The 20,360-nt window shown below is 39.2% G+C and carries 18 protein-coding genes and 2 tRNA genes; 13 read left to right on the forward strand and 7 right to left on the reverse strand.

All coding sequences use genetic code 11. The features are described 5' to 3' along the window. Nucleotides 1-45 precede the first annotated feature (45 nt). The 3 genes from DEU42_RS08040 (at nt 46) to DEU42_RS08050 (ending at nt 2,895) form a co-directional block, all read left to right on the forward strand. Nucleotides 46-813, forward strand: coding sequence for a helix-turn-helix domain-containing protein (locus tag DEU42_RS08040; RefSeq protein ID WP_199509071.1), 768 nt, complete (start codon nt 46-48; stop codon nt 811-813). Nucleotides 814-926: 113 nt separating this feature from the next. Next, nucleotides 927-1,931, forward strand: coding sequence for an aldo/keto reductase (locus DEU42_RS08045; RefSeq protein ID WP_114757783.1), 1,005 nt, complete (start codon nt 927-929; stop codon nt 1,929-1,931). A gap of 67 nt (nt 1,932-1,998) precedes the next feature. Further along, nucleotides 1,999-2,895, forward strand: coding sequence for a helix-turn-helix domain-containing protein (locus DEU42_RS08050; RefSeq protein ID WP_114757784.1), 897 nt, complete (start codon nt 1,999-2,001; stop codon nt 2,893-2,895). Here DEU42_RS08050 and DEU42_RS08055 read toward each other — a convergent pair. After that, nucleotides 2,888-4,267 carry an exonuclease domain-containing protein gene (locus DEU42_RS08055; protein WP_114757785.1) on the reverse strand — a complete coding sequence of 460 codons (1,380 nt, stop codon included), beginning with the start codon at nt 4,265-4,267 and terminating at the stop codon, nt 2,888-2,890. The genes DEU42_RS08050 and DEU42_RS08055 overlap by 8 nt on opposite strands. A 232-nt stretch (nt 4,268-4,499) precedes the next feature. On the opposite strand from DEU42_RS08055, the gene DEU42_RS08060 reads away from it, so the two are divergent. From DEU42_RS08060 to DEU42_RS08095, 8 genes are all read left to right on the forward strand, one after another. Further along, entirely contained in the window at nt 4,500-5,408 is a 909-nt protein-coding gene (locus DEU42_RS08060) for a phytanoyl-CoA dioxygenase family protein (protein WP_114757786.1), read from the forward strand. 114 nt (nt 5,409-5,522) lie between these two features. Further along, a complete protein-coding gene (locus tag DEU42_RS08065) occupies nt 5,523-6,167 on the forward strand; it encodes a hypothetical protein (protein ID WP_114757787.1) in 645 nt (214 codons plus the stop codon). 230 nt (nt 6,168-6,397) lie between these two features. Continuing rightward, the gene (locus tag DEU42_RS08070) at nt 6,398-8,395 is read left to right on the forward strand and encodes a GAF domain-containing hybrid sensor histidine kinase/response regulator (protein ID WP_114757788.1); all 1,998 of its coding nucleotides are present in this window, start codon (nt 6,398-6,400) and stop codon (nt 8,393-8,395) included. Between the two features lie 96 nt (nt 8,396-8,491). Beyond that, nucleotides 8,492-8,860: a response regulator transcription factor gene (locus tag DEU42_RS08075; RefSeq protein ID WP_114757789.1), complete on the forward strand. Its 369-nt coding sequence runs from the start codon at nt 8,492-8,494 to the stop codon at nt 8,858-8,860. Next, nucleotides 8,857-10,080, forward strand: a complete 1,224-nt coding sequence (locus tag DEU42_RS08080) for a YaiO family outer membrane beta-barrel protein (RefSeq protein WP_114757790.1) — start codon at nt 8,857-8,859, stop codon at nt 10,078-10,080. Before DEU42_RS08075 ends, DEU42_RS08080 begins: the two co-directional genes overlap by 4 nt. Next, entirely contained in the window at nt 10,081-10,926 is an 846-nt protein-coding gene (locus DEU42_RS08085) for a HEAT repeat domain-containing protein (RefSeq protein WP_114757791.1), read from the forward strand. Further along, nucleotides 10,913-12,343, forward strand: coding sequence for a glycosyltransferase family 2 protein (locus DEU42_RS08090; protein WP_114757792.1), 1,431 nt, complete (start codon nt 10,913-10,915; stop codon nt 12,341-12,343). Before DEU42_RS08085 ends, DEU42_RS08090 begins: the two co-directional genes overlap by 14 nt. 127 nt (nt 12,344-12,470) lie before the next feature. Then, nucleotides 12,471-13,697 (forward strand): multidrug effflux MFS transporter, encoded by a 1,227-nt coding sequence (locus DEU42_RS08095; RefSeq protein ID WP_114757793.1) that lies wholly within the window; start codon nt 12,471-12,473, stop codon nt 13,695-13,697. 2 nt (nt 13,698-13,699) lie between these two features. On the opposite strand, the gene DEU42_RS08100 is transcribed toward DEU42_RS08095, so the two are convergent. The 6 genes from DEU42_RS08100 to proS all read right to left on the reverse strand — a co-directional run bounded on the left by DEU42_RS08100 (nt 13,700) and on the right by proS (nt 17,525). After that, entirely contained in the window at nt 13,700-14,230 is a 531-nt protein-coding gene (locus tag DEU42_RS08100) for an AidA/PixA family protein (RefSeq protein ID WP_114757794.1), read from the reverse strand. A 274-nt stretch (nt 14,231-14,504) separates the two neighbouring features. Beyond that, entirely contained in the window at nt 14,505-15,140 is a 636-nt protein-coding gene (locus DEU42_RS08105) for a hypothetical protein (RefSeq protein WP_147278083.1), read from the reverse strand. Between the two features lie 369 nt (nt 15,141-15,509). After that, a complete protein-coding gene (gene rpsT / locus DEU42_RS08110) occupies nt 15,510-15,764 on the reverse strand; it encodes a 30S ribosomal protein S20 (protein ID WP_114757796.1) in 255 nt (84 codons plus the stop codon). A gap of 35 nt (nt 15,765-15,799) precedes the next feature. Beyond that, nucleotides 15,800-15,871 (reverse strand) — tRNA-Glu (locus DEU42_RS08115). Nucleotides 15,872-15,892: 21 nt separating this feature from the next. Further along, nucleotides 15,893-15,964: transfer RNA gene (locus DEU42_RS08120), tRNA-Glu, on the reverse strand. A gap of 88 nt (nt 15,965-16,052) precedes the next feature. After that, nucleotides 16,053-17,525: a proline--tRNA ligase gene (proS, locus tag DEU42_RS08125; protein ID WP_114757797.1), complete on the reverse strand. Its 1,473-nt coding sequence runs from the start codon at nt 17,523-17,525 to the stop codon at nt 16,053-16,055. 102 nt (nt 17,526-17,627) lie between these two features. On the opposite strand from proS, the gene DEU42_RS17450 reads away from it, so the two are divergent. After that, nucleotides 17,628-18,713 carry a hypothetical protein gene (locus tag DEU42_RS17450; protein WP_158537861.1) on the forward strand — a complete coding sequence of 362 codons (1,086 nt, stop codon included), beginning with the start codon at nt 17,628-17,630 and terminating at the stop codon, nt 18,711-18,713. Nucleotides 18,714-18,778: 65 nt separating this feature from the next. Further along, nucleotides 18,779-20,299, forward strand: coding sequence for an OmpP1/FadL family transporter (locus tag DEU42_RS08130; protein WP_114757798.1), 1,521 nt, complete (start codon nt 18,779-18,781; stop codon nt 20,297-20,299). The last annotated feature ends 61 nt before the right edge of the window (nt 20,300-20,360 follow it).

Raw genomic sequence — 20,360 nt, forward strand, 5'->3', positions numbered from 1 at the left:
AACGAAATAGTACCCGGAATAATATTCTATTCTTATCTCTCTAAAATGAGAAAGGACAAAATAGGATTCTTTGAGCACAATACACTTGTAATGCAGGTGTCGGGACATTTTACACTTGAAACAGAAGGACAGACTGTTTCTATGACCGATGGACAGATGCTGTTGATACGTAAAAACCAGTTGGGCGAAATTACCAAGCTACCAACCAATGGCAGGGATTACCAAACCATTGTTATTTGTCTTCAGGAAGAAATGTTGAGAAAAATTGCGCTCGAGCAACATACCGAACCTGTAAATAAATACAATGGGCCGCTTAACGTACTTATTCCGGGAAATGATTTTTTGCGGGGCTTTTTTCAGTCGATAATGCCGTATGTGCAAAATTCAGAAGCAGGAATAACCGAATCAATGGGATTACTTAAAGTTCGTGAGGCCGTACAATTATTGCTGCACACTATGCCAGAGCTAAAGGATTTCCTATTTGACTTTTCTGAACCACATAAAATAGATCTGGAGAAGTTTATGCTAACCAATTACCATTTTAATATGCCGGTTGAAAAATTCGCCTACTTAACAGGGAGAAGCCTTGCCGGCTTTAAACGTGATTTTCAGAAGATATTCGGAATGGCGCCAAGGCATTGGTTAACCGAAAAAAGACTATCAGAGGCATTACACCTCATCGAAAAGAAAAACAAAAAGCCATCGTCTATTTATCTTGACCTTGGTTTTGAAAGCCTTTCGCATTTTTCGCATTCCTTTAAAAAGCGATTTGGAAAAACACCTTCTGCATATCTGGCATTAGATAAAGTTTAAGCCCTGTAATTACAGGGCTTTTTTATTATCCCTGATTTACATACAAGCTTCAGGGATTTGCATACATCTGACTTTTTAATGATACCGAACTTTGTCCTGTAAAAAACTAAAACATGCAAATCAAAAAGATATCATTAGGAAATCAGGGGCTTACAGTTCCTGTAGTTGGTTTAGGCTGTATGGGTATGACAGGCTTTCAGGAGGGAAACATATATGGGCCCGCAGATGAGCAGGAAGCTATAGCAACCATTCACAGATCATTAGAGCTGGGCGGTAATTTTTTAGATACTGCAGACCTGTATGGCCCATTTAAAAATGAGCAGCTTATTGCAAAAGCCATTAAAAACAATCGTGACAAGTATATTATTGCCAGTAAATTTGGCTGGGAAATAGACGACAACAATCAGGTAACATGGGCCATTAACGGCAAAAAAGAATATGTAAAAAAAGCTGTTGAGCGCTCGCTAAAAAACCTCAACACCGATTATATCGATCTGTATTACATGCACCGCCTTGATAAGAATACACCAATAGAAGAAACCGTTGGTGCCATGAGCGAACTGGTTAAAGAAGGTAAGATAGGTTATATAGGTCTATCTGAAGTGTCTTCGGAAACTGTGAAAAGAGCGCATGCCGTTCATCCTGTTACGGCAGTACAAAGTGAATACTCTTTATTCGAGCGAACTGTAGAAGAACGTGGCATCCTTAAAATCCTAAACGATCTGGGAATTGGTTTTGTTGCCTACTCTCCTCTTGGACGTGGCTTTTTATCGGGTGAAATCCGTAGTATAGATGACCTGCCTGAAAATGATTTCCGTCGTGCAATACCACGTTTTCAGGAAGAGCATTTCTATAAAAACCTGGAACTGGTAAAAGCGATAGAGAACATGGCTGCAGAAAAAAGTATTACATCTTCGCAGTTGGCTTTGGCATGGATCATAAGTAAAGGCATTTTACCAATACCGGGTACGAAAAGAAGAAAATACCTGGAACAAAACATAGCTGCAACAGCTATTGAACTGAGCCTGGCAGAATTGTCAAAACTGGAAAGCATTGTTCCATTAGGAACAGATACCGGCAATCCGTATGATGAGTTCAGTATGGGACTTATTGACTAAAAAAATAAGGCTGCATTTTTAACAATGCAGCCTTTCTTCTGTTATATGTAATCACTAAATTAGTACTATGAATGCAATTAAATCCATATCGGAATTTCACAAGTTATTGTCACTCCCTGAACCGCGTCATCCATTGGTAAGTGTTATTAACCTAGCCGAATGTATCTTTCTCGAAGATGATATATGGAAAGGATTTGTAAACCGCTTTTATTGTGTAGCCTTAAAAAGGGAAGCTAAGGGAAAAATAAAATATGGACAGCAGCATTATGATTACGACAAAGGCGTTTTAAGCTTTACGGCTCCCAACCAGGTTCAGCATCTTGATTTAGAAACAGTAGAATGCGGGTCTGGTGATTTGCTTATTTTCCATCCGGATTTTTTATTGAAACATCCATTGGCAAACACTATTCATACCTATGGCTTTTTCTCCTATGCAGTAAACGAAGCATTGCACCTTTCTGCTCAGGAAGAAAATGACCTTATCGAAATATTACAGAAGATTGATAAAGAGTATAGCCATATAGACAAGCATACCCAGGGAATTATTCTTTCGCAAATCGAGTTACTTCTCAATTATTCTAAACGATTTTATGAACGCCAATTCATTACCCGAAAAAACAACAACCATCAGTTACTCATAAAATTTGAGCAGATAATAGATAGCTATTTTAATGATGTTACAGACGCTCCAAAACAACTGCTCACTGTGAATCACATTGCCGGACTGATGAATCTTTCGCCAAATTACCTTAGCGATTTGCTGCGTGTACACACCGGGCAAAATACCCAACAACATATACACGAAAAACTAATTGAAAAGGCTAAAGAAAAGCTTTCTACAACTAACCTTTCTATAAGTGAAATAGCTTATGCAATTGGCTTTGAACACGCACAATCGTTCAGTACACTCTTTAAAAAGAAAACCGATATGTCACCAATGGAATTCCGACAGACGTTTAATTAGTAAGGCTTAAGCTTTTTAAAACCTTTCCGGGATAACGCATTGCAAAACTGTTTATAAGTTGCATGATATAATCATTACTTCTGTAGGGAGTGACATAGTTTTTTATTTCAGAAGGTTCTTCAATGCCTATATCCGTGCTTATATACCCCATTCCATAAAAATGACCGTTCTCAACCCAAATACAACTGCGTTCATCGGCTGACCTGCCTTTGTCAACAATGGCAAAGCTTGGCCTGTTGTCAATAATAAAATCGATAACGTTTTGAATCTGCTGATTATGAACCTCTACATCGGGTAAATCTACAGCGTCGTATTTGTAACTACCTTCCTTTTCACCTTCTACACAGTATTTGCAAAAACGATGATCAATCTCAAACTCCCTCGAAAGGCTCTGTAAAAGGTTGACACCCTCATAGAGATTGCCAAATGTCTGAATAGAATTTTGGAATTTAGTCAGCTTCCCAACAGCAAGATATCGATAACCATTTCGGGCTTCGTAGTCATACAAACCATATTTAGCCTCAAAGCGTTTTAGCGCCTTGTTATGAACCGGCCAAAGTTTCTTTATTTCGGAACATTCTAAAAGTAACGCCATTAGCTCTGTAGCACATACTTCAAAAGATATTCCGTAAATATCCCTGAGGAAATTTTGCCTTTGAGGCGTAATCTTATGCCCGCTGAAATGTGATGCAACACGTTTTTTCAGGTTTACAGCCTTACCAACATATACTACCTTTTTAGCCTCATTATAAAAATAATACACTCCCGGTTTTTCGGGTAATTGTTCGAAATCGGATGGTGGAAGATTAGGTGGCAGTCGCTGATCCTGTGCTGTTTTCTTCAGCATTTTTTCGATCTCGTTATCGGTATCCCATTCCAGTAAACGTGAAAACAAAATAGCAGTAGCATCGGCATCACCACCTGCACGATGGCGGTGCTCAATGGTTATATCTAGCGACCGGCAAAGATTCCCTAAACTGTATGAACCAAGTCCCGGTTTTATCTTTCGGGTAGCGCGAACAGTACAAAGTTTTCGTGCTGTCCATTTAAACCCTGATTCTTCAAGCTGGTGACGAACAAACGAATAATCGAAATTTACGTTATGCGCAACGAAAATTCTGTTATTCAGCAATTCGTAAACTTTATCGGCAATATCATCGAAAATGGGAGCATCGCGTACCATTTCATTATTGATGCCTGTTAAAGCAAAAATAGGAACAGGTATTTCCTTTTCCGGATTGACCAATGTTTCCCAACGGTCAATAACACAAATGCCATCATGAATAATAATGGCAATTTCGGTAATGCGGCTGCCGCTCGCGTTACCTCCTGTGGTTTCAATATCTACTATGGCATACTCCTGCTTCTTCATCTTCTATAAACCTCAACCTATTGATATTCTGCTGCAATGTAATTAATAACAGGTTAAAAGAAAAGACTGAGATGTTAAAGTATATTACAATCAAATACAAACAGCATTCAGTTTTACGGTGTATATCATCAGTTATTTAAAATATCAATTTTAGTTAAGATAAACTCAGGTATTTCTACGCTGTTACCGTATTGCCTTGTTTTCTATTTTTGAAAATAAACATTAAAAAAACATGCCTTACGACATACTTGAAAAATTATGGGAAAAATCAAAAAATCCGGATATTAAAAATGATGGCGAATCCTGGAACGAACAAATGGAAGCATTATATGGACTCGGAATAAGCATGGAAAATACCCTGCAATACCTTTATTTTGAAAAACCGGATTTGCAAACCTTTAAAACATGGTTAGCCCAAAGAAAAAAAGATAACATCACTAAGGAGAAAGACATTGAAGATGTACTTACCAAGGAAGATCTTAAATTTTGGGAGAACAACGGCTACATAATAGTAAAAAATGTCATAAGCGAGGAAGATTGTTTAGCCACCCAACAGGCAATATGGGATTTTTTAGACGCATCACCTGACGACGAAACATCATGGTATAAAACCCACGAACAGAAAAAGGGTTTGATGCTTAATTTCTCAGACCATGAAACCCTAAATAAAAACAGGCAATCGCTAAGAATTCGCAAAGCTTATGAACAACTTTACAAATCGGACACTATTCACAAAGTTATTGACAAAGTGAGCTTTAACCCTCCGGAAACAAATTCATACCATTTCATGGGTAGTAATTTGCATTGGGACGTAAGCCTTAAAACACCTGTCCCTTTTGCCATGCAAGGACTACTGTACCTTACCGATTGTGGTACCGATGACGGAGCCTTTCATTGTGTACCGGGCTTTCACAACAAGCTTGAATCCTGGCTGGAGCAATTATCCCCGGATGAAAATCCCAGGGATAAAGCATTGCGTATGCTGAGTCCTGTTCCTGTAACAGCCAGTGCCGGCGATTTTATTATTTGGGATAACAGGCTGCCGCATTGCGCTACTGCAAACCACGGAAAATTACCCCGAATGGTACAATACCTTACTTACCTCCCTAACAACTACAAAGCAGCAAAAGAGTGGTTATAGGATGATGCAGAACTATTATATAAATGTTAAAAAAAACACAGCTAAAATAAATCCTCAAACAGATTCCATAATTTTAAAAACAGTACATTTACAACACAACCAATAAAAACTGTTATGAGAAAACTAACCTTCATGCTATTTACAATAGCTTCTCTTGCTCTGGCTAGTTGCGGATCAACAACATCTGTTACTGCATCTTACAAAGAGCCTAATCTAAAAAACGAAAGTTACAAAAAGGTATTTGTCGCTGCCTTAACCGATAATACATATGCCCAACAGGCTGTGGAAAACAGCATGTCAAAACTTTTGTCGGACAGAAATGTTTCGTCAATAAAAAGTATGGATGTATTGCCTCCTAATTTTAGAAAAACAGCCGAAAAGAAAGACAAAGAGCTTGTGGTTCAAAAAATGCGTGAAAAAGGTTGCGATGCAATCATGACCATTGCCCTTATTGACGCTAAACATGAAACCCGATATGTGCAGGAAAGTACCCCATACTATCCTATAGGAGTTCCATATTACGGAGGTTTTGGCACTTACTATATGTATGGTTACGATAACTTCTACTCTCCCGGTTATTATACCGACGATAAAGTATATTTCCTTGAAGCCAATGTATATGATGCCGCTACAGAAAAACTTGTATGGTCGGCACAATCTAAAACTTACAACCCATCATCAATAGATGATTTTCTTAAAGGTTATGCAAAGGCACTTTCAGAACGTATGACCTCTGACGGACTGATGCTTAAAAAATAATAGTTAATGAAGCCGGATATTCCGGCTTTTTTTTTATGCTATTCAGAACTTAAATACTATTTCTCTCCGCTATTATAGATCAGGTTATTTTTCTTAACATCAGGCGGTATTTTTTTTACTTTGTTCATTTATTATTTAATTAATATATTTGAATGGAAACTAAAGCAACGCCAAGCTCCTTACAGCTTTGTCTTTAGTTACCATTTATCCAAACAAATTAAAATTTACAAATGCCTGATACTAAATTCCCAATACCTCGTAACGAAAAGGAAAGACTGGTAGCTTTAAGGCGCTATAATATCATTGACACTCTTCCGGAACAGGAATTTGATGATATAGCCCGACTTGTGGCATACATTTGTGATGTTCCGGCAGCCCATGTTTCTTTTATCGATGAGAGAAGACAGTGGTTTAAAGCCACTGTTGGATTTGAAGCTACAGAAGTGGAAAGGGATACAACATTTTGTCAATATACCTTAATGGATACGGACATGTGGGTAGTGCCCGATGCTACTAAAGAGCCAAAGCTTATTGATAATCCTAATATTTATGATGGGTTTAAAGTACGCTTTTATGCCGGTATACCTCTTACAACTCACGATGGCTATAATATAGGTACCATTTGTGCTATTGACCATATAGTGCGGGACATTAATGACGAGCAAAAAAATGCCCTTAGGATTTTAGCGCGTCATGTAATGAGCCAGTTAGAACTCAGAGTAAGAAATACAGAACTCGATAAGCAAAAAGAAATTGCCGAATTGGCTATTTATGCAAAAGACAGCTTTCTGGCAAATATGAGCCATGAGATACGTACTCCGCTAAATGCTATTATCGGGTTTACCGAACTGATAGGCAAAACAGAACTTGACGCTACCCAAAAAGAATATATACAAAACGTACAGACAGCAGGTGAAAGCCTTATGCTGATAATTAACGATATCCTTGACCTTTCAAAAATAGAATCAGGGCAGTTAATTATCGAATCGCAACCTTTTAGTTTGAGAAGTGCACTTAAGCATACTTATGAGCTAATGAAGGTAAAAGTAAGTAATGCCATCGAGTTTAATCTTTTCCTTGATGCCGATCTTCCGGATATGGTTATGGGTGACAGAGGCAGATTAAATCAGATACTTACTAACCTTACCAGCAATGCCATTAAGTTTACTCAGGAAGGCGACATTACCATTTCGGTTAAAAAAATAACCGAGAATGATAATTCATACACCCTGAGGTTTTCGGTAAAAGATACCGGAATAGGGATTGCTGAAGATAAGCTTGAAACTATTTTTGACCGCTTTACCCAAGCCGAAGAAAGCACCACACGCCGATTTGGCGGTACTGGTCTTGGCCTTAATATTGTTAAGCAGCTGGTTGAGCTTCAGCATGGTGTCATCAATGTAAAAAGTACCTTTGGCCGAGGATCTGAATTTTATTTCATACTAAGCTATAATAAAGTTTTCACTCAGGAGAAAAAAGTACAAAAAGCAGAACAATCTATTAAAAAGCTTAAACACTTGTCGGTATTGCTGTTTGAAGATAATATTCTTAATCAGAAACTTGCAAGAAGTGTAATAGACGAGTTTGGTTTTGACCTTGACATTGCTAATAATGGTGAAGAGGGTATCGAAATGTTCCTGAACAAGCGTTACGATCTGTTGCTTATGGATTTACAGATGCCGGTTAAAGATGGTTACCAGACTACAGAATACATTCGTTGTGAGCTGAAGTCGGATATTCCTATCATTGCTATGACGGCTCACTCACTTGTAGGCGAACAGCAAAAATGTTTCGACATTGGTATGAACGGCTATGTCCCTAAGCCTTTTAAACAAGTTGAGTTATTAGGTGAGATTAACAGGGTAATGAATAAAAAACCTGCTAAACAATTTAAGGGTATTGACCTGTCTTATCTGCTAGAGATGTCTTGTGAAGACCAGAATTTTGTTAACGAAATGATTACTCTTTTTGTAAACAAAGTACCTAACGAAATTGATTTGCTCGAAAACGCCGTGGATAACAAAGATTATGATGCAGTAAGAAAGATTGCGCATAACATGAAATCGAGCTTACCAATATTCAGACTGGATGACTTACTAAAGGATCTTACTCTTTTAGAAAAGCAGGCTATAGACACTAACTTTACCGATGAGGCTGACGAAAAGATGAATAAGCTCAGGAAAGGCCTTACCGATACAGTTGTTAAATTAAGCACTTACAAAAGCTAAATACTTAGCTGTTTAGACATAAAATCCATATTTTTAGATTTCGTACTTCAATTTTAGCAGGATTGACATGTCTTCCTGCAACCAATTTTTGCTATTATGAAAATAATCCTGGCCGAAGATAACGACCTGTTAAGAAAGTCATTGTCTTTCTTTTTAGAATCAAAAGGCTTTGAAGTCAACCAGTTTGCTGATGGACGAGAAGCCCTTGAAGCTATAAAGAATAATGACTGTGATATTATCCTTACCGACATTAACATGCCTGGCATAAGCGGCATGGAAATGACACAATATGTCCGCATTACGCTCGGGCGCCAAACACCAATAATAATATTTACATCATCCGGTATTGAACAAACCGAACTCGATGCATTTGATATTGGTGCCAATGATTTTATGGCGAAACCCATAAGCCCATCGGTATTGCTGGTAAGGATTAATAAGCTTCTTAAAGAAAATAACAGATGAAAATTATAGCTTCTTTGCTCATAACATTGTTCGTATGCCAGTTTTCCTTTGCTCAGGATATTGATGAGGCATTTAAACAGGTAAGGGAAAAAGCTGAGAGCAAAAAGTATAACGAAGCAATAGATATACTTGACAAACTTGAAGCAGCTTATCCCGGCAATGAAGACATTATTGTATATCAGGGAAGGGTTTACAGTTGGAAAAAGGACTTTGCCAAAGCAAAAAAAACACTTCGCCCACTTACTGACAGAAACAATCCTAATGTTGAAGCTCTTGAAGCCATTATTAACACGACCTACTGGTCGTATGATTATGATGCCTGCATTACTTATTGTGACAAATATCTTGCGCTTAACCCCGCTAATCCAGACATCCTTATTATCAAAGCTACCTGTCTTGAAAAAAAAGGTATGGACAAAGAAGCGCTTGCAACTCTCAATCAATTACCTGCGGATTACACCAATAATGAAAGGGTAACCGGATTAAGAAATATCATTTCACGCAAAAAGAAAAATGCTATTGCGGTATCATATCTTAATATTTCGACTTATGATCCGGGGGAATCCCCTACCCATTACGGTTATGCTGAGTACCTTAGAAAATTTACAAAATCTACGCTTATAGGGCGTGCTAACTTTGGTTATCGTCATGGTAAGGGCGAGGCGCAACTTGAGGCTGATTTTTACCAGAAATTCAATAACCGAAGCTATTTGTACACCAATGCCGGTGTGTCGCAGGGTGAGATCATTTTCCCTAAAATACGCCTGGGAGCAGAATATTATTTTGTTCCTCAGGGGCAGTTTGACTTTTCTCTTGGTGGACGCTATATGCATTTTGAAGATGACGATGTTGAACTTGCCACCGGACAAGTAGCCTACCGATACCAAAATTATACGCTTGCTTACAGGCCCTACTATGACATTCAAAACAATTTATGGTCGCACGTATTGAGCCTGCAGCATTATGATGAGGATAAAGAAAACCTTATTCGTCTTGAAGGACAATATGGCACAGTACCTTATCTGTATATCTACGACAGTTCAGTATACAGTATAACATCAGAACCACTAAGAGCCTACAGAGCAGGAATACAATACCAACACAGGTTTGGCGAGTCCTTTTTTATCCGCCCGGTATTTCTCTATGAGTACGAAGAATATTATCCGAGCTCTTACAGGCACAGGTTTAACTGCCAGCTAATATTGACAAAACGATTTTAAATGGAACACATTTGGAACTCATACAAATCAGGTATATGGCTGGATACCATTCTGCTTTGGCTTATCTTGCTATTTGTAGGTGTAGCAGGTATGCTATTCCTTTTTATAATCGTTATCAGATCGGAGAAAATAACCCGAAGGAAGAACTATTACAACTATAATACTGTTATAGAAACGATATTTATGCAGGTAGTTTTTGCAGGACGTTCCTATGCGTCTGTCGCAAACGACCAGGAGTACAGCAAATACTTTAAAATTAAACACTTCCGCAAACAGCTGATGAAATCCCTCATCAACATGCACCAAAATTATGATGGTACATCAGCGAAAATACTGGAGTCTTTTTATTTTGAATCCGGTTTGATGGAAACCTCATTAGCAAAACTAAAAAACCGTAAAACGCATATTGTTTGCAGCGGTATTCAGGAACTTGCCGAAATGAAAATTACTAAAGCCTTCCCTCTGCTGGTTAAACTCTCGCAATCAAGAAGTAAAGAAATAAAAATTGCCGCTATTAAAGCCTGTACCAAACTTAATGGTAATAAGGGCATTGTGCACCTTGTGTACCATAAAGACCCTATAGATATGTGGGAACAGGTAAATATTGTAAGTGCCTTTAAACGCAATTATGTAGAAGATAATGATGAAATAGAGTTATTACTAACTTCAGGGAACACAACCGTAATCAGCCTTGGGCTAAAGATTATTCATACCTTGGAGCTGGCGCGCAAATTACCTTATGTAGTAGATTTAGCCGAAAATGCACCTAACGAACATATTAAGCTTGAAGCACAGGAACTTCTTCTTTTTCTAACAACAAAAAACCAGGGAGATGATCGATTTTAATTCTGAAGTATCAGCGTTTGTACATATTTATCTTCTCCTGATTTTAGGATATGCCGTATTTATCATGTCTTCCTACCTGATACTGGCTTACCTTTCGGCTAAAGAATTACGCAGCTATCTTAAACGCAATAGTTTTGTTGATTATGAAGTACTGCTTTCCAGCGAATATGCTCCGGCACTTTCACTTATTGCTCCAGCCTATAATGAGGGACTGACGATAAAAGAAAATGTACGCTCGCTACTTTCACTAAACTACAATAACTACCAGGTAATACTTGTAAACGATGGCAGTAAGGACAATTCAATGGAAATTCTTATTGAAAGTTACGAACTGGAACCTGTTAATTTTAGATACAACGGGCAGATACCCACAAAACTGATACGTAAAGTTTATGCCTCTAAAAATGCAGCTTTTAAAAAACTGATTGTTGTAGATAAGGAAAACGGTGGTAAGGCCGATGCCCTTAATGTAGGCTTAAATATTGCAAGTAATCCTTATGTGGTTTGTATTGATGTTGACTGCATACTGGATAAAGACTCCCTGCTAAAACTCTCGAAACCATTTTTAGAAGGCAATGGCAAACGAGTAATTGCTACCGGAGGTGTAGTTCGTATAGCTAACCAATGTGTTATTCGTGATGGCCGCCTTGTAGAGGTAAACATTCCGGACAATATGCTGCCAAGAATTCAGGTGCTTGAATATTTAAGGGCATTCCTTTTAGGGCGTATGGCATGGGGACATCTCGATGGACTACTGCTTATTAGTGGTGCTTTCGGCGCTTTCGATAAGGAAATCGCTTTACTGGCTGGGGGTTATGATACTAAAACCGTAGGTGAAGACATGGAGCTTGTAGTTCGTATGAGGCGTTATATGCTAGAAAACAAAATGCCTTATACCGTAAGCTACATCCCCGATCCTCTTTGCTGGACGGAGGCTCCTGAAACAAGATCAATATTTGTAAAGCAACGTAGCCGTTGGATGCGTGGTACCATCGAAACCCTATTCTTGCACAAAAAAATGTTCATGAATCCTAAGTACAAGCTTTTAGGTATGATTAGTGTTCCGTATTGGACGTTTTTTGAATTCCTTGCTCCATTTATTGAATTTGCAGGAATCATTATTACTGTAGCCTTTGTGGTATTAGGTATACTTAACTGGCATTACTTTATACTGATGCTGTTGTTTGTTTATACTTTTGCCGTGATGTTCTCTGTACTGGCACTCTATACCGAAGAACGCACCTACCACAAATACAGAAAAAGAACAGACTTTGCAAAAATGCTGATGGCCGCTTTTATAGAGCCCATCTATTTTCACCCAATAACAGTATATGCTGCATTAAAAGGTTACTACGAAAAAGCAAGAGGCAAAAAGACATGGGGCGAAATGACCCGTAAAGGATTTGCTAAAAAATAAATACTTCAAAAGCATCCGCCATGGCGGATGCTTTTCTTTTTCTATGTTATAAAATCCCTAATAATAACATTGTGTTTCATTAATTCCAATCCTAGAAGCTACCTTTGCAAAAAGTTCCGAAAACATCATGACCAAACAAAAATATATTACACTCATATTGATATTAGGTTTCTTAACCGCTCTGGGTCCTTTTTCTATCGATATGTACCTTCCCGGATTCTCAGCAATTGCCGATGACCTGAACACCACGGTAAATAATGTATCACTATCGTTATCCAGTTACTTTATCGGAATATCAGCCGGACAATTACTTTATGGTCCGTTATTAGACCGCTATGGTAGAAAACAACCATTATACATAGGACTTACTGTTTACCTGTTAGCATCTTTAGGCTGTGCCGTGACTAAAAATATAGATATGTTTATCGGACTTCGCTTTATTCAGGCTGTTGGTAGTTGCGCCGCAACCGTAGCCGCAATGGCAATGGTACGTGATCTCTTTCCTGTTGAAGATAGTCCTAAAGTATTTTCACTGTTATTGCTTGTATTAGGGCTTTCGCCAATGCTTGCACCTACCATAGGCAGTTATGTGATAGCAGTATGGGGATGGCATACCATATTTATTATACTTGCAATTATGGGATTTGCCGTATTGCTTGCCTCCCGTTTTGGGGTACCGCATACCCACAAACCCGACCCCTCAATATCACTAAAGCCAAAACCTATACTAACAGGTTTTGCCAAAGTGCTAACTACACCTCAGTTTTATACCTATGCAGTTTCGGGCGCCGTTGCATTTTCGGGTCTGTTCACCTATGTAGCAGGTTCTCCCCTGCTGTTTATGGATATCTTTAAAGTATCCGGAGAAACTTATGGATGGATATTTGCCCTTATGTCGGTTAGCTTTATAGGCGTGAGTCAGTTCAACTCATTGTTGTTGCGCTGGTATAAAAGCGAACAATTAGTATACATAGGACTTTCACTGCAATTAATCATAAGTACTGCTTTTTTAATAGCAGCAATAAACAACTGGCTAGGATTGTACTCTACCATAATAATGTTGTTCCTTTACCTGGGGTGCCTTGGATTAACCAATCCTAATACTGCAGGATTAGCACTTGCACCATTTTCTAAGAATGCAGGCAGCGCATCGGCACTTTTGGGCGCTTTGCAAATGGGAATGGGCTCACTGGCATCTATGGCCGTAGGAATACTGGTAAAAGATTCTATGATACCAATGGTGGCTATCATGGCTTCAACCACACTAATAGGACTTGGTATTCTGCTAATCGGAAGAAAAAATATTAAAGAGTTTGCCCAAAGTGATAGCTCAGACACTATCATAGAGCATTAAAACTATTCCACTTCGAGTTTGAGCTGGTCTGTGTAAAAAATTCCGTGAAGTCCGTAAGTACCATCTGGCTGTAAGGTATAAACCGAAAAACGTATCTCCAGTTGTTCTGTGCCTTTACGGCGTATCATAGCCATGAATTTTTTTCCTTCAGGTATTTTATGTTTCTCCCCTTCGGATTCGATTCCATCATTGAAAGGCTGGATATCGAGCCTTCCAATCATAGGACTCACAGAAAACAATTGTACACACTCTCTGGCAATATAATGTTTAGGTTCTGCTGCGAAAACAATTACATCAGCGATTGCCCCTTTCAGAACAAGGTTTCTGGTATTGTACCCCGTAACCACCGATCTCATATCGGCCAACATTGAAAATGCATTTCCATCGATGCGCACAGGGCTTTTTTTATTTAACTCAGCATCAGGGAAATTAGTGAGTATATATTGGGTATCTATAATAAAAGTAACGGTAAGTAATCCGGCATCAATTGCATTCAGTTCCATGGCTGGCGGTATTTGGTAGTCTAACATCATCTTGCAACACGTTTATCTGCAAAGATGATTTTTATTTAGACGCAAAAACCACGTAGAAATACCTGATTTTAATCCCACCCTATGGCGCGGATTTATAAACCGTGTAACTATTTCAATAAACATTAACTAATATAAATACTTTTTCTTCTCTTTACCGGCACGGATTACACCCGAGAGCTTCGCCCGAACTGACGAAGTAAATCCGCGCAATCGTTCACGAGATATTTTTTACATATCCGAGCTATAGGTAGTAACTTTTGTATGCTTAATCATTTTAATAATACCCGAAATAACCCTTGTATGGACTATATGAGTTTATCTGCCTCGGAATATCTGCTTCCATCATTCTATTTATAAAATTATTCCCATCATCAATTATTAATGATTTGAAATTATGATCGCTTAAATCCTTGTATCTTATAATTGAACATACTGCACCTCCTTCTCCGATAACTCTTAAAACATTTTCAAAATGTATATATACTCTTTTGTTTAAAACTTCATCTTTTATGAAATCATTACGAATTTGTAAAACCTTGGCAAGGGACGTTTTGAACAAATCTTCATGGGCTATCTTTTTAATAACCCTTCCCTTTTCATCGAAATGATACCAGGCCCCTACTCTTAATTCGTATATAAAATTGGCAAATAAAATAACCTTGTAGTATTTTATTTGTCCACCAGGATAATAACCTATATAAACCTCGTAAGTATAAGCTTCATTCCCCAACAGATCATCTTTAATAATGGAAGGCATAGTGTAGGTTTCATGGATCAATTCAATCCCTTCTTCTCCGAAATGAAATATTTTACTTATAGGTGAAATTTTCAAATGACCATCATCAGGTACAGGATATATTATTGTCTTTTCACTATTCTTTTTAAAGTCAGAAGGAATTGTTAATTTCATTTTGCTTTTTGTAAGGCAAGGAAATATCATCCCATCTATACGCTCGTAACCATCTTTAAGATTACGATAATTTTTGTCGCCGACGGGAATAACAGGATGACACGAATTGAAAGCTGCACAAAACAGAAACAGCATTAATATTTTATAATTTGTTCTCATAAGATTGTGAAGACTCCCTCACTGGTGCTAGCGCGGGCAGCTGTAATTAACCCCCGATGGCGCGAATTTACTTAGTCAGTTCGGACGAAGCCCTCGGATGCAATCCGCGCAACTCAAAACAAATCTAACAAAATTATGAATTAACACCAAAACGAAAAGCTCTCCACGTTAATGGAGAGCTCTGCTATATTGGATTGTTGTTTTTTTAGCTTATGCTAGAGAAGCAACGTGTTTAGTCAATTTTGACTTAAGGTTTGAAGCCTTGTTCGAGTGAATGATGTTTTTCTTCGCTAGTTTGTCGATCATAGAAATAACCGATGCAAGTTTAGCAGAAGCTTCGCTCTTCACAGTAGCTAAACGTATTGCCTTGATAGCATTACGAGTAGTTTTGTGCTGATATCTGTTCAACACTCTTTTCTTTTCGCTAGTTCTGATTCTCTTTAATGCTGACTTGTGATTTGCCATTTTCTTAACTTATAAACTTGTTAATGTTGTAATTGTAGTCCGTAGGGGAATCGAACCCCTGTTACCAGGATGAAAACCTGGCGTCCTAACCCCTAGACGAACGGACCATTGTATTCTCAAAATTTCAGTAGCCCGTGGGGGAATCGAACCCCCCTTACCAGGATGAAAACCTGGCGTCCTAACCGATAGACGAACGGGCCATTTTGTTTCTCTAATGCGGTGCAAATGTACAACTATTTTTTACTTCCGCAAGAGTTGAAACAAAAAAAATTAAAAAAAATTTATTTTCTAATATGCTCTCGCAAAAAGAACTCTTCCAACTGACGGATTACCAGTGTATATGCACGTTCCCGCTTCTTCTACCCTATCTAAGGCGATACAACGAATTGTTGCTTTTGTCAGTTCTTTTATCTTTTCTTCGGTAGCTGGCGTACCATCCCAATGAGCAGCAATAAATCCACCTTTGTTATCAAGCACATCTTTGAACTCTTCAAAGCTGTTTACTTCTGTTATATGTGAGTTTCTATAGTCCAGCGCCTTATTGTAAAGATTAGTCTGAATCTCGTCCAGTTTATCCTGTAAATACGTTACTACATCGGCAGCAGCTACAGTTTCTTTAGTAAGCGTATCTCTTCTTGCTACTTCAAAAGTACCGTTAGCAAGATCGTTTGGACCTATGGCCACACGAAGCGGCACACCTTTCAGTTCATATTCATTAAACTTCCAGCCCGGCTTTTGCGTAGTCCTGTCGTCATACTTAACCGAAATGTTTAATTTTCTCAGTTTAGCTACTAATTTGTTTACTTCTTCCGAAATAGCAGCAAACTGGTCGTCACCTTTGTATATCGGCACAATTACAACCTGTATTGGGGCAAGGTTTGGAGGCAGCACTAGTCCGTTATCATCAGAATGCGTCATTACAAGAGCCCCCATAAGTCGTGTAGATACCCCCCATGATGTTGCCCATACATAATCCTGCTTACCCTCCTGGTTAGTAAACTTCACATCAAAAGCTTTTGCAAAGTTCTGCCCAAGGAAGTGCGATGTACCTGCCTGTAACGCTTTACCATCCTGCATAAGCGCTTCGATACAATAGGTTTCTAACGCCCCTGCAAAACGCTCATTAGCTGTCTTCACCCCTTTTACAACCGGAATAGCCATAAAGTTCTCAGCAAAGTCAGCATATACATTCATCATTTGTTCTGCTTCCACAATAGCTTCCTGCTGTGTCGCGTGAGCCGTATGCCCTTCCTGCCAAAGGAATTCGGCAGTTCTTAAGAACAAACGTGTTCTCATTTCCCAGCGCACTACGTTTGCCCACTGGTTAACAAGTATAGGAAGGTCACGGTACGACTGTATCCATTTCCTGTAAGTATCCCATATAATGGTTTCTGATGTAGGCCTTACAATAAGCTCTTCTTCAAGCTTAGCTTCAGGGTCTACTTCTATAGATCCGTCTTCGGCTGTTTTCAGCCTGTAGTGAGTAACAACCGCACACTCTTTAGCAAAACCATCTACGTGGCTTGCCTCTTTGCTGAAATACGACTTGGGTATAAATAAGGGGAAGTAAGCATTTTGGTGTCCTGTTTCTTTGAACTTCTTATCAAGTTCTGCCTGCATTTTTTCCCATATTGCATAGCCGTATGGTTTGATAACCATACATCCCCTAACCCCTGAATTTTCAGCAAGGTCTGCTTTTACAACCAGTTCATTATACCATTTGGAATAATCTTCTGCTCTTGTAGTTAGATTTTTACTCATTTTAAATAAATTGGCACAAATATTGTTTTACTTTTATATATATAATATAGTTCAGCAAAACTAACTATTTTTGAATACTTCAACAATAAAAAAAGCAAAGCCATGAAAACTAATTACTTCAATATCCAGCGATTTTCCCTTTACAGCCTATTGGGAATCTTAGGATTGGCTATTACCTCCTGCAGTTCCTACCAAAACACCTCGTCGCATGACAGTGATGGCGTATACGGATCTGTACCGCGCGACGCTAATGGTAATCCTGTATATAAATACAATGACGGCAATGTGACTTATTATAGAGACGGCGATAATTCAGGCCAGAACTATTCAGCTTATTTCAAATCATTACAAAACGAATTTCCTCTTCCTGAAAGCACTAACGACTCGATTGATGGAACAACTGTACGCACTGAAGGCTATGCCGACAACTACAACTCTTATCCCGGATGGGGTGAAGAAACCAGCAATACTACCGTAAATATCTACGGAGGCGGTTATGGAGGCTATGGCTACGGAGGTTGGGGTTACCCTTACTACGGAAGCTATTATGGCGGCTGGGGCCTTTCCTTCGGTTGGGGAGGCGGCTGGGGCTGGGGTCTTGGCTGGGGCTATCCATACTATGGATACGGATGGGGTAATCCATACTGGGGTTGGGGTGGATACCCTTACTACGGCGGATATTATGGTGGTGGATACTACTACGGTGGTGGAGGCCATTACTACAACCCACGTTCTACAGCATATTATGCAGGCAGCAGAGGTCAATACTATAGTGGCAGCAGAGCAGGTTCAAGAGCCTCTTACGCAAACAGCAGAAGTGCATACAATAGCAGCAGAAGCAGTGCCTACTCAAGAGGTAACAGCAGCAGAAGTATCAACAACGTAAATGGCAGTAGCCGATTCAATACAGCTGCTCGTGGCTCTGCAACAGTACGATCATCAGGAAATGTTTATCGTAGTGAAGGAAATTCAAGAAACAGCTACAACAATAGCCGAAACTCTTACAACAACTCCTCACGAAGCAACAATACTTACACTCCTTCAAGAAGCAATGCACCAACAAGAAGCAGCAGCCCTACTTTTAGTACACCATCACGCAGCAGCGGTGGAGGTAGCTTTGGAGGCGGACGCTCAGGTGGCGGCGGTGGCGGTGGCTCTCGCGGTGGCGGTGGAGGCCGTAGAGGATAACACAATACAAGGTCCCCATGTTACGTTTAAAGAGCATGGGGATTTTTTAGCTAAAAATCAATGTTATGAAAAGATATTTACTTTTTACAGCCTGCTTAGTTTCTACAGGTATTATGCAAGCTCAGCAAACACTAAATACTGCCGAAAACGCAGTACGTTACACTACAGATAACCTAACAGGAACAGCCCGATTCAGAGGATTGAGCGGTGCAATGGGAGCCGTAGGTGGCGACCTTTCCGCCATGACCATCAACCCTGCCGGAGCTGCAATATTCAACTATAATTCCGGTACTGCTTCATTGTCATCCTACAATGTAAACAATAAATCCAGTTATTTTGGCAATACCGAAAAGGAGAATTACAACAACTTTGACCTTAATCAGATTGGTGCCATTTTCGTATTCAACAACAATAACGAAGCCGCAACAGTACGCAAATTCACTCTTGGCTTTAACTACGAAAACAACAACTCTTTTTACAACCGCAGCTTTTCGCGTGGCGTTAATACCCGCAATTCGATAGACCAATATTTCTTAAGATACGCTAACGGTGTAGGCAATGAAGGAGCCATATCTCTTAACACACTTAATAATGCTTATTTTGAAAACTTAAGCTATAATGATCAACAAGCTTATTTAGGCTACAATGCTTACGCTTTCAATCCCGGAACTGATCCGAACGGACCGGCATATGTAAGCAACATTCCACAGACTGGAAATTACTACCAGGAAAACTATACTGCCACATCAGGCTTTAACGGAAAAGTAGCTTTTAACTTTGCTGCTCAGCTAAAAGAGCGTCTTTATTTAGGCATTAACCTGAACGCCCATTTTACCGATTATATCGAAAACACCACCTTTTACGAAGATACTAACAACACTTCAGGTGCAGGAATGCAGGAAATACAGTTTGACAACCAACGTTACACTTACGGAGGCGGTTTTTCATTCAATCTTGGTGCAATATACAAGTTTACCGAAGCTTTCAGAGCCGGTATAGCTTACGAGTCTCCTACCTGGATGACATTACGTAATGAAGTTTCGCAAAGAATAGCTTCTTATTGCCCTGAATGCGACCAAAACAGTACTGCTTCAAATTTTGTCTTTGATCCTGCAACAGTATTCGTTTATGACAGATATACTATTAAAAACCCGGCTAAATGGACTGCAAGTGCAGCGTATGTTTTTGGAAAAAGCGGATTATTAAGTGTAGACTACACACTTAAGGATTATAGCAATACCGAATACAAAAGCCATGGCTATGGTGCTATTAACGATCAGCTAAGCAGCACACTTGATCTTGCCAGCACGATAAGGGTTGGTGCAGAATACCGCATTAAACAACTTAGCCTTAGAGCAGGTTACCGCTATGAGGAAAGCCCATATAAAACAAGCAGAACAATTGGCGATCTTAACGGTGCTACCGGAGGTATCGGTTATTCTTTTGGGATATCAAGACTTGACCTTGCTTACTCATGGTACCAGCGCAGTTATCAGTCACAAATGCTTCCAACAGCTTTCCCCGACAGTGCACGCATCAAAAGCACCAACAACAACATAACGCTTTCTTATACAATAGACCTTTAATTTTCATCTTACATATAAAGGAAAAGAAGCCGGTTCTCCCATGAGGGCCGGCTTTTTTAAC

The sequence above is a fragment of the Flavobacterium sp. AG291 genome (assembly GCF_003350375.1).
Taxonomy (GTDB): Bacteria; Bacteroidota; Bacteroidia; order Flavobacteriales; family Flavobacteriaceae; genus Flavobacterium; species Flavobacterium suzhouense.

Bases quoted from the DNA above. Each gene is read 5' to 3' on its own strand.
- DEU42_RS08040 (WP_199509071.1), top strand. From the start codon at position 46: ATGAGAAAGGACAAAATAGGATTCTTTGAGCACAATACACTTGTAATG.
- DEU42_RS08045 (WP_114757783.1), top strand. From the start codon at position 927: ATGCAAATCAAAAAGATATCATTAGGAAATCAGGGGCTTACAGTTCCT.
- DEU42_RS08050 (WP_114757784.1), top strand. From the start codon at position 1,999: ATGAATGCAATTAAATCCATATCGGAATTTCACAAGTTATTGTCACTC.
- DEU42_RS08055 (WP_114757785.1), bottom strand. From the start codon at position 4,267: ATGAAGAAGCAGGAGTATGCCATAGTAGATATTGAAACCACAGGAGGT.
- DEU42_RS08060 (WP_114757786.1), top strand. From the start codon at position 4,500: ATGCCTTACGACATACTTGAAAAATTATGGGAAAAATCAAAAAATCCG.
- DEU42_RS08065 (WP_114757787.1), top strand. From the start codon at position 5,523: ATGAGAAAACTAACCTTCATGCTATTTACAATAGCTTCTCTTGCTCTG.
- DEU42_RS08070 (WP_114757788.1), top strand. From the start codon at position 6,398: ATGCCTGATACTAAATTCCCAATACCTCGTAACGAAAAGGAAAGACTG.
- DEU42_RS08075 (WP_114757789.1), top strand. From the start codon at position 8,492: ATGAAAATAATCCTGGCCGAAGATAACGACCTGTTAAGAAAGTCATTG.
- DEU42_RS08080 (WP_114757790.1), top strand. From the start codon at position 8,857: ATGAAAATTATAGCTTCTTTGCTCATAACATTGTTCGTATGCCAGTTT.
- DEU42_RS08085 (WP_114757791.1), top strand. From the start codon at position 10,081: ATGGAACACATTTGGAACTCATACAAATCAGGTATATGGCTGGATACC.
- DEU42_RS08090 (WP_114757792.1), top strand. From the start codon at position 10,913: ATGATCGATTTTAATTCTGAAGTATCAGCGTTTGTACATATTTATCTT.
- DEU42_RS08095 (WP_114757793.1), top strand. From the start codon at position 12,471: ATGACCAAACAAAAATATATTACACTCATATTGATATTAGGTTTCTTA.
- DEU42_RS08100 (WP_114757794.1), bottom strand. From the start codon at position 14,230: ATGATGTTAGACTACCAAATACCGCCAGCCATGGAACTGAATGCAATT.
- DEU42_RS08105 (WP_147278083.1), bottom strand. From the start codon at position 15,140: ATGAAATTAACAATTCCTTCTGACTTTAAAAAGAATAGTGAAAAGACA.
- rpsT (WP_114757796.1), bottom strand. From the start codon at position 15,764: ATGGCAAATCACAAGTCAGCATTAAAGAGAATCAGAACTAGCGAAAAG.
- proS (WP_114757797.1), bottom strand. From the start codon at position 17,525: ATGAGTAAAAATCTAACTACAAGAGCAGAAGATTATTCCAAATGGTAT.
- DEU42_RS17450 (WP_158537861.1), top strand. From the start codon at position 17,628: ATGAAAACTAATTACTTCAATATCCAGCGATTTTCCCTTTACAGCCTA.
- DEU42_RS08130 (WP_114757798.1), top strand. From the start codon at position 18,779: ATGAAAAGATATTTACTTTTTACAGCCTGCTTAGTTTCTACAGGTATT.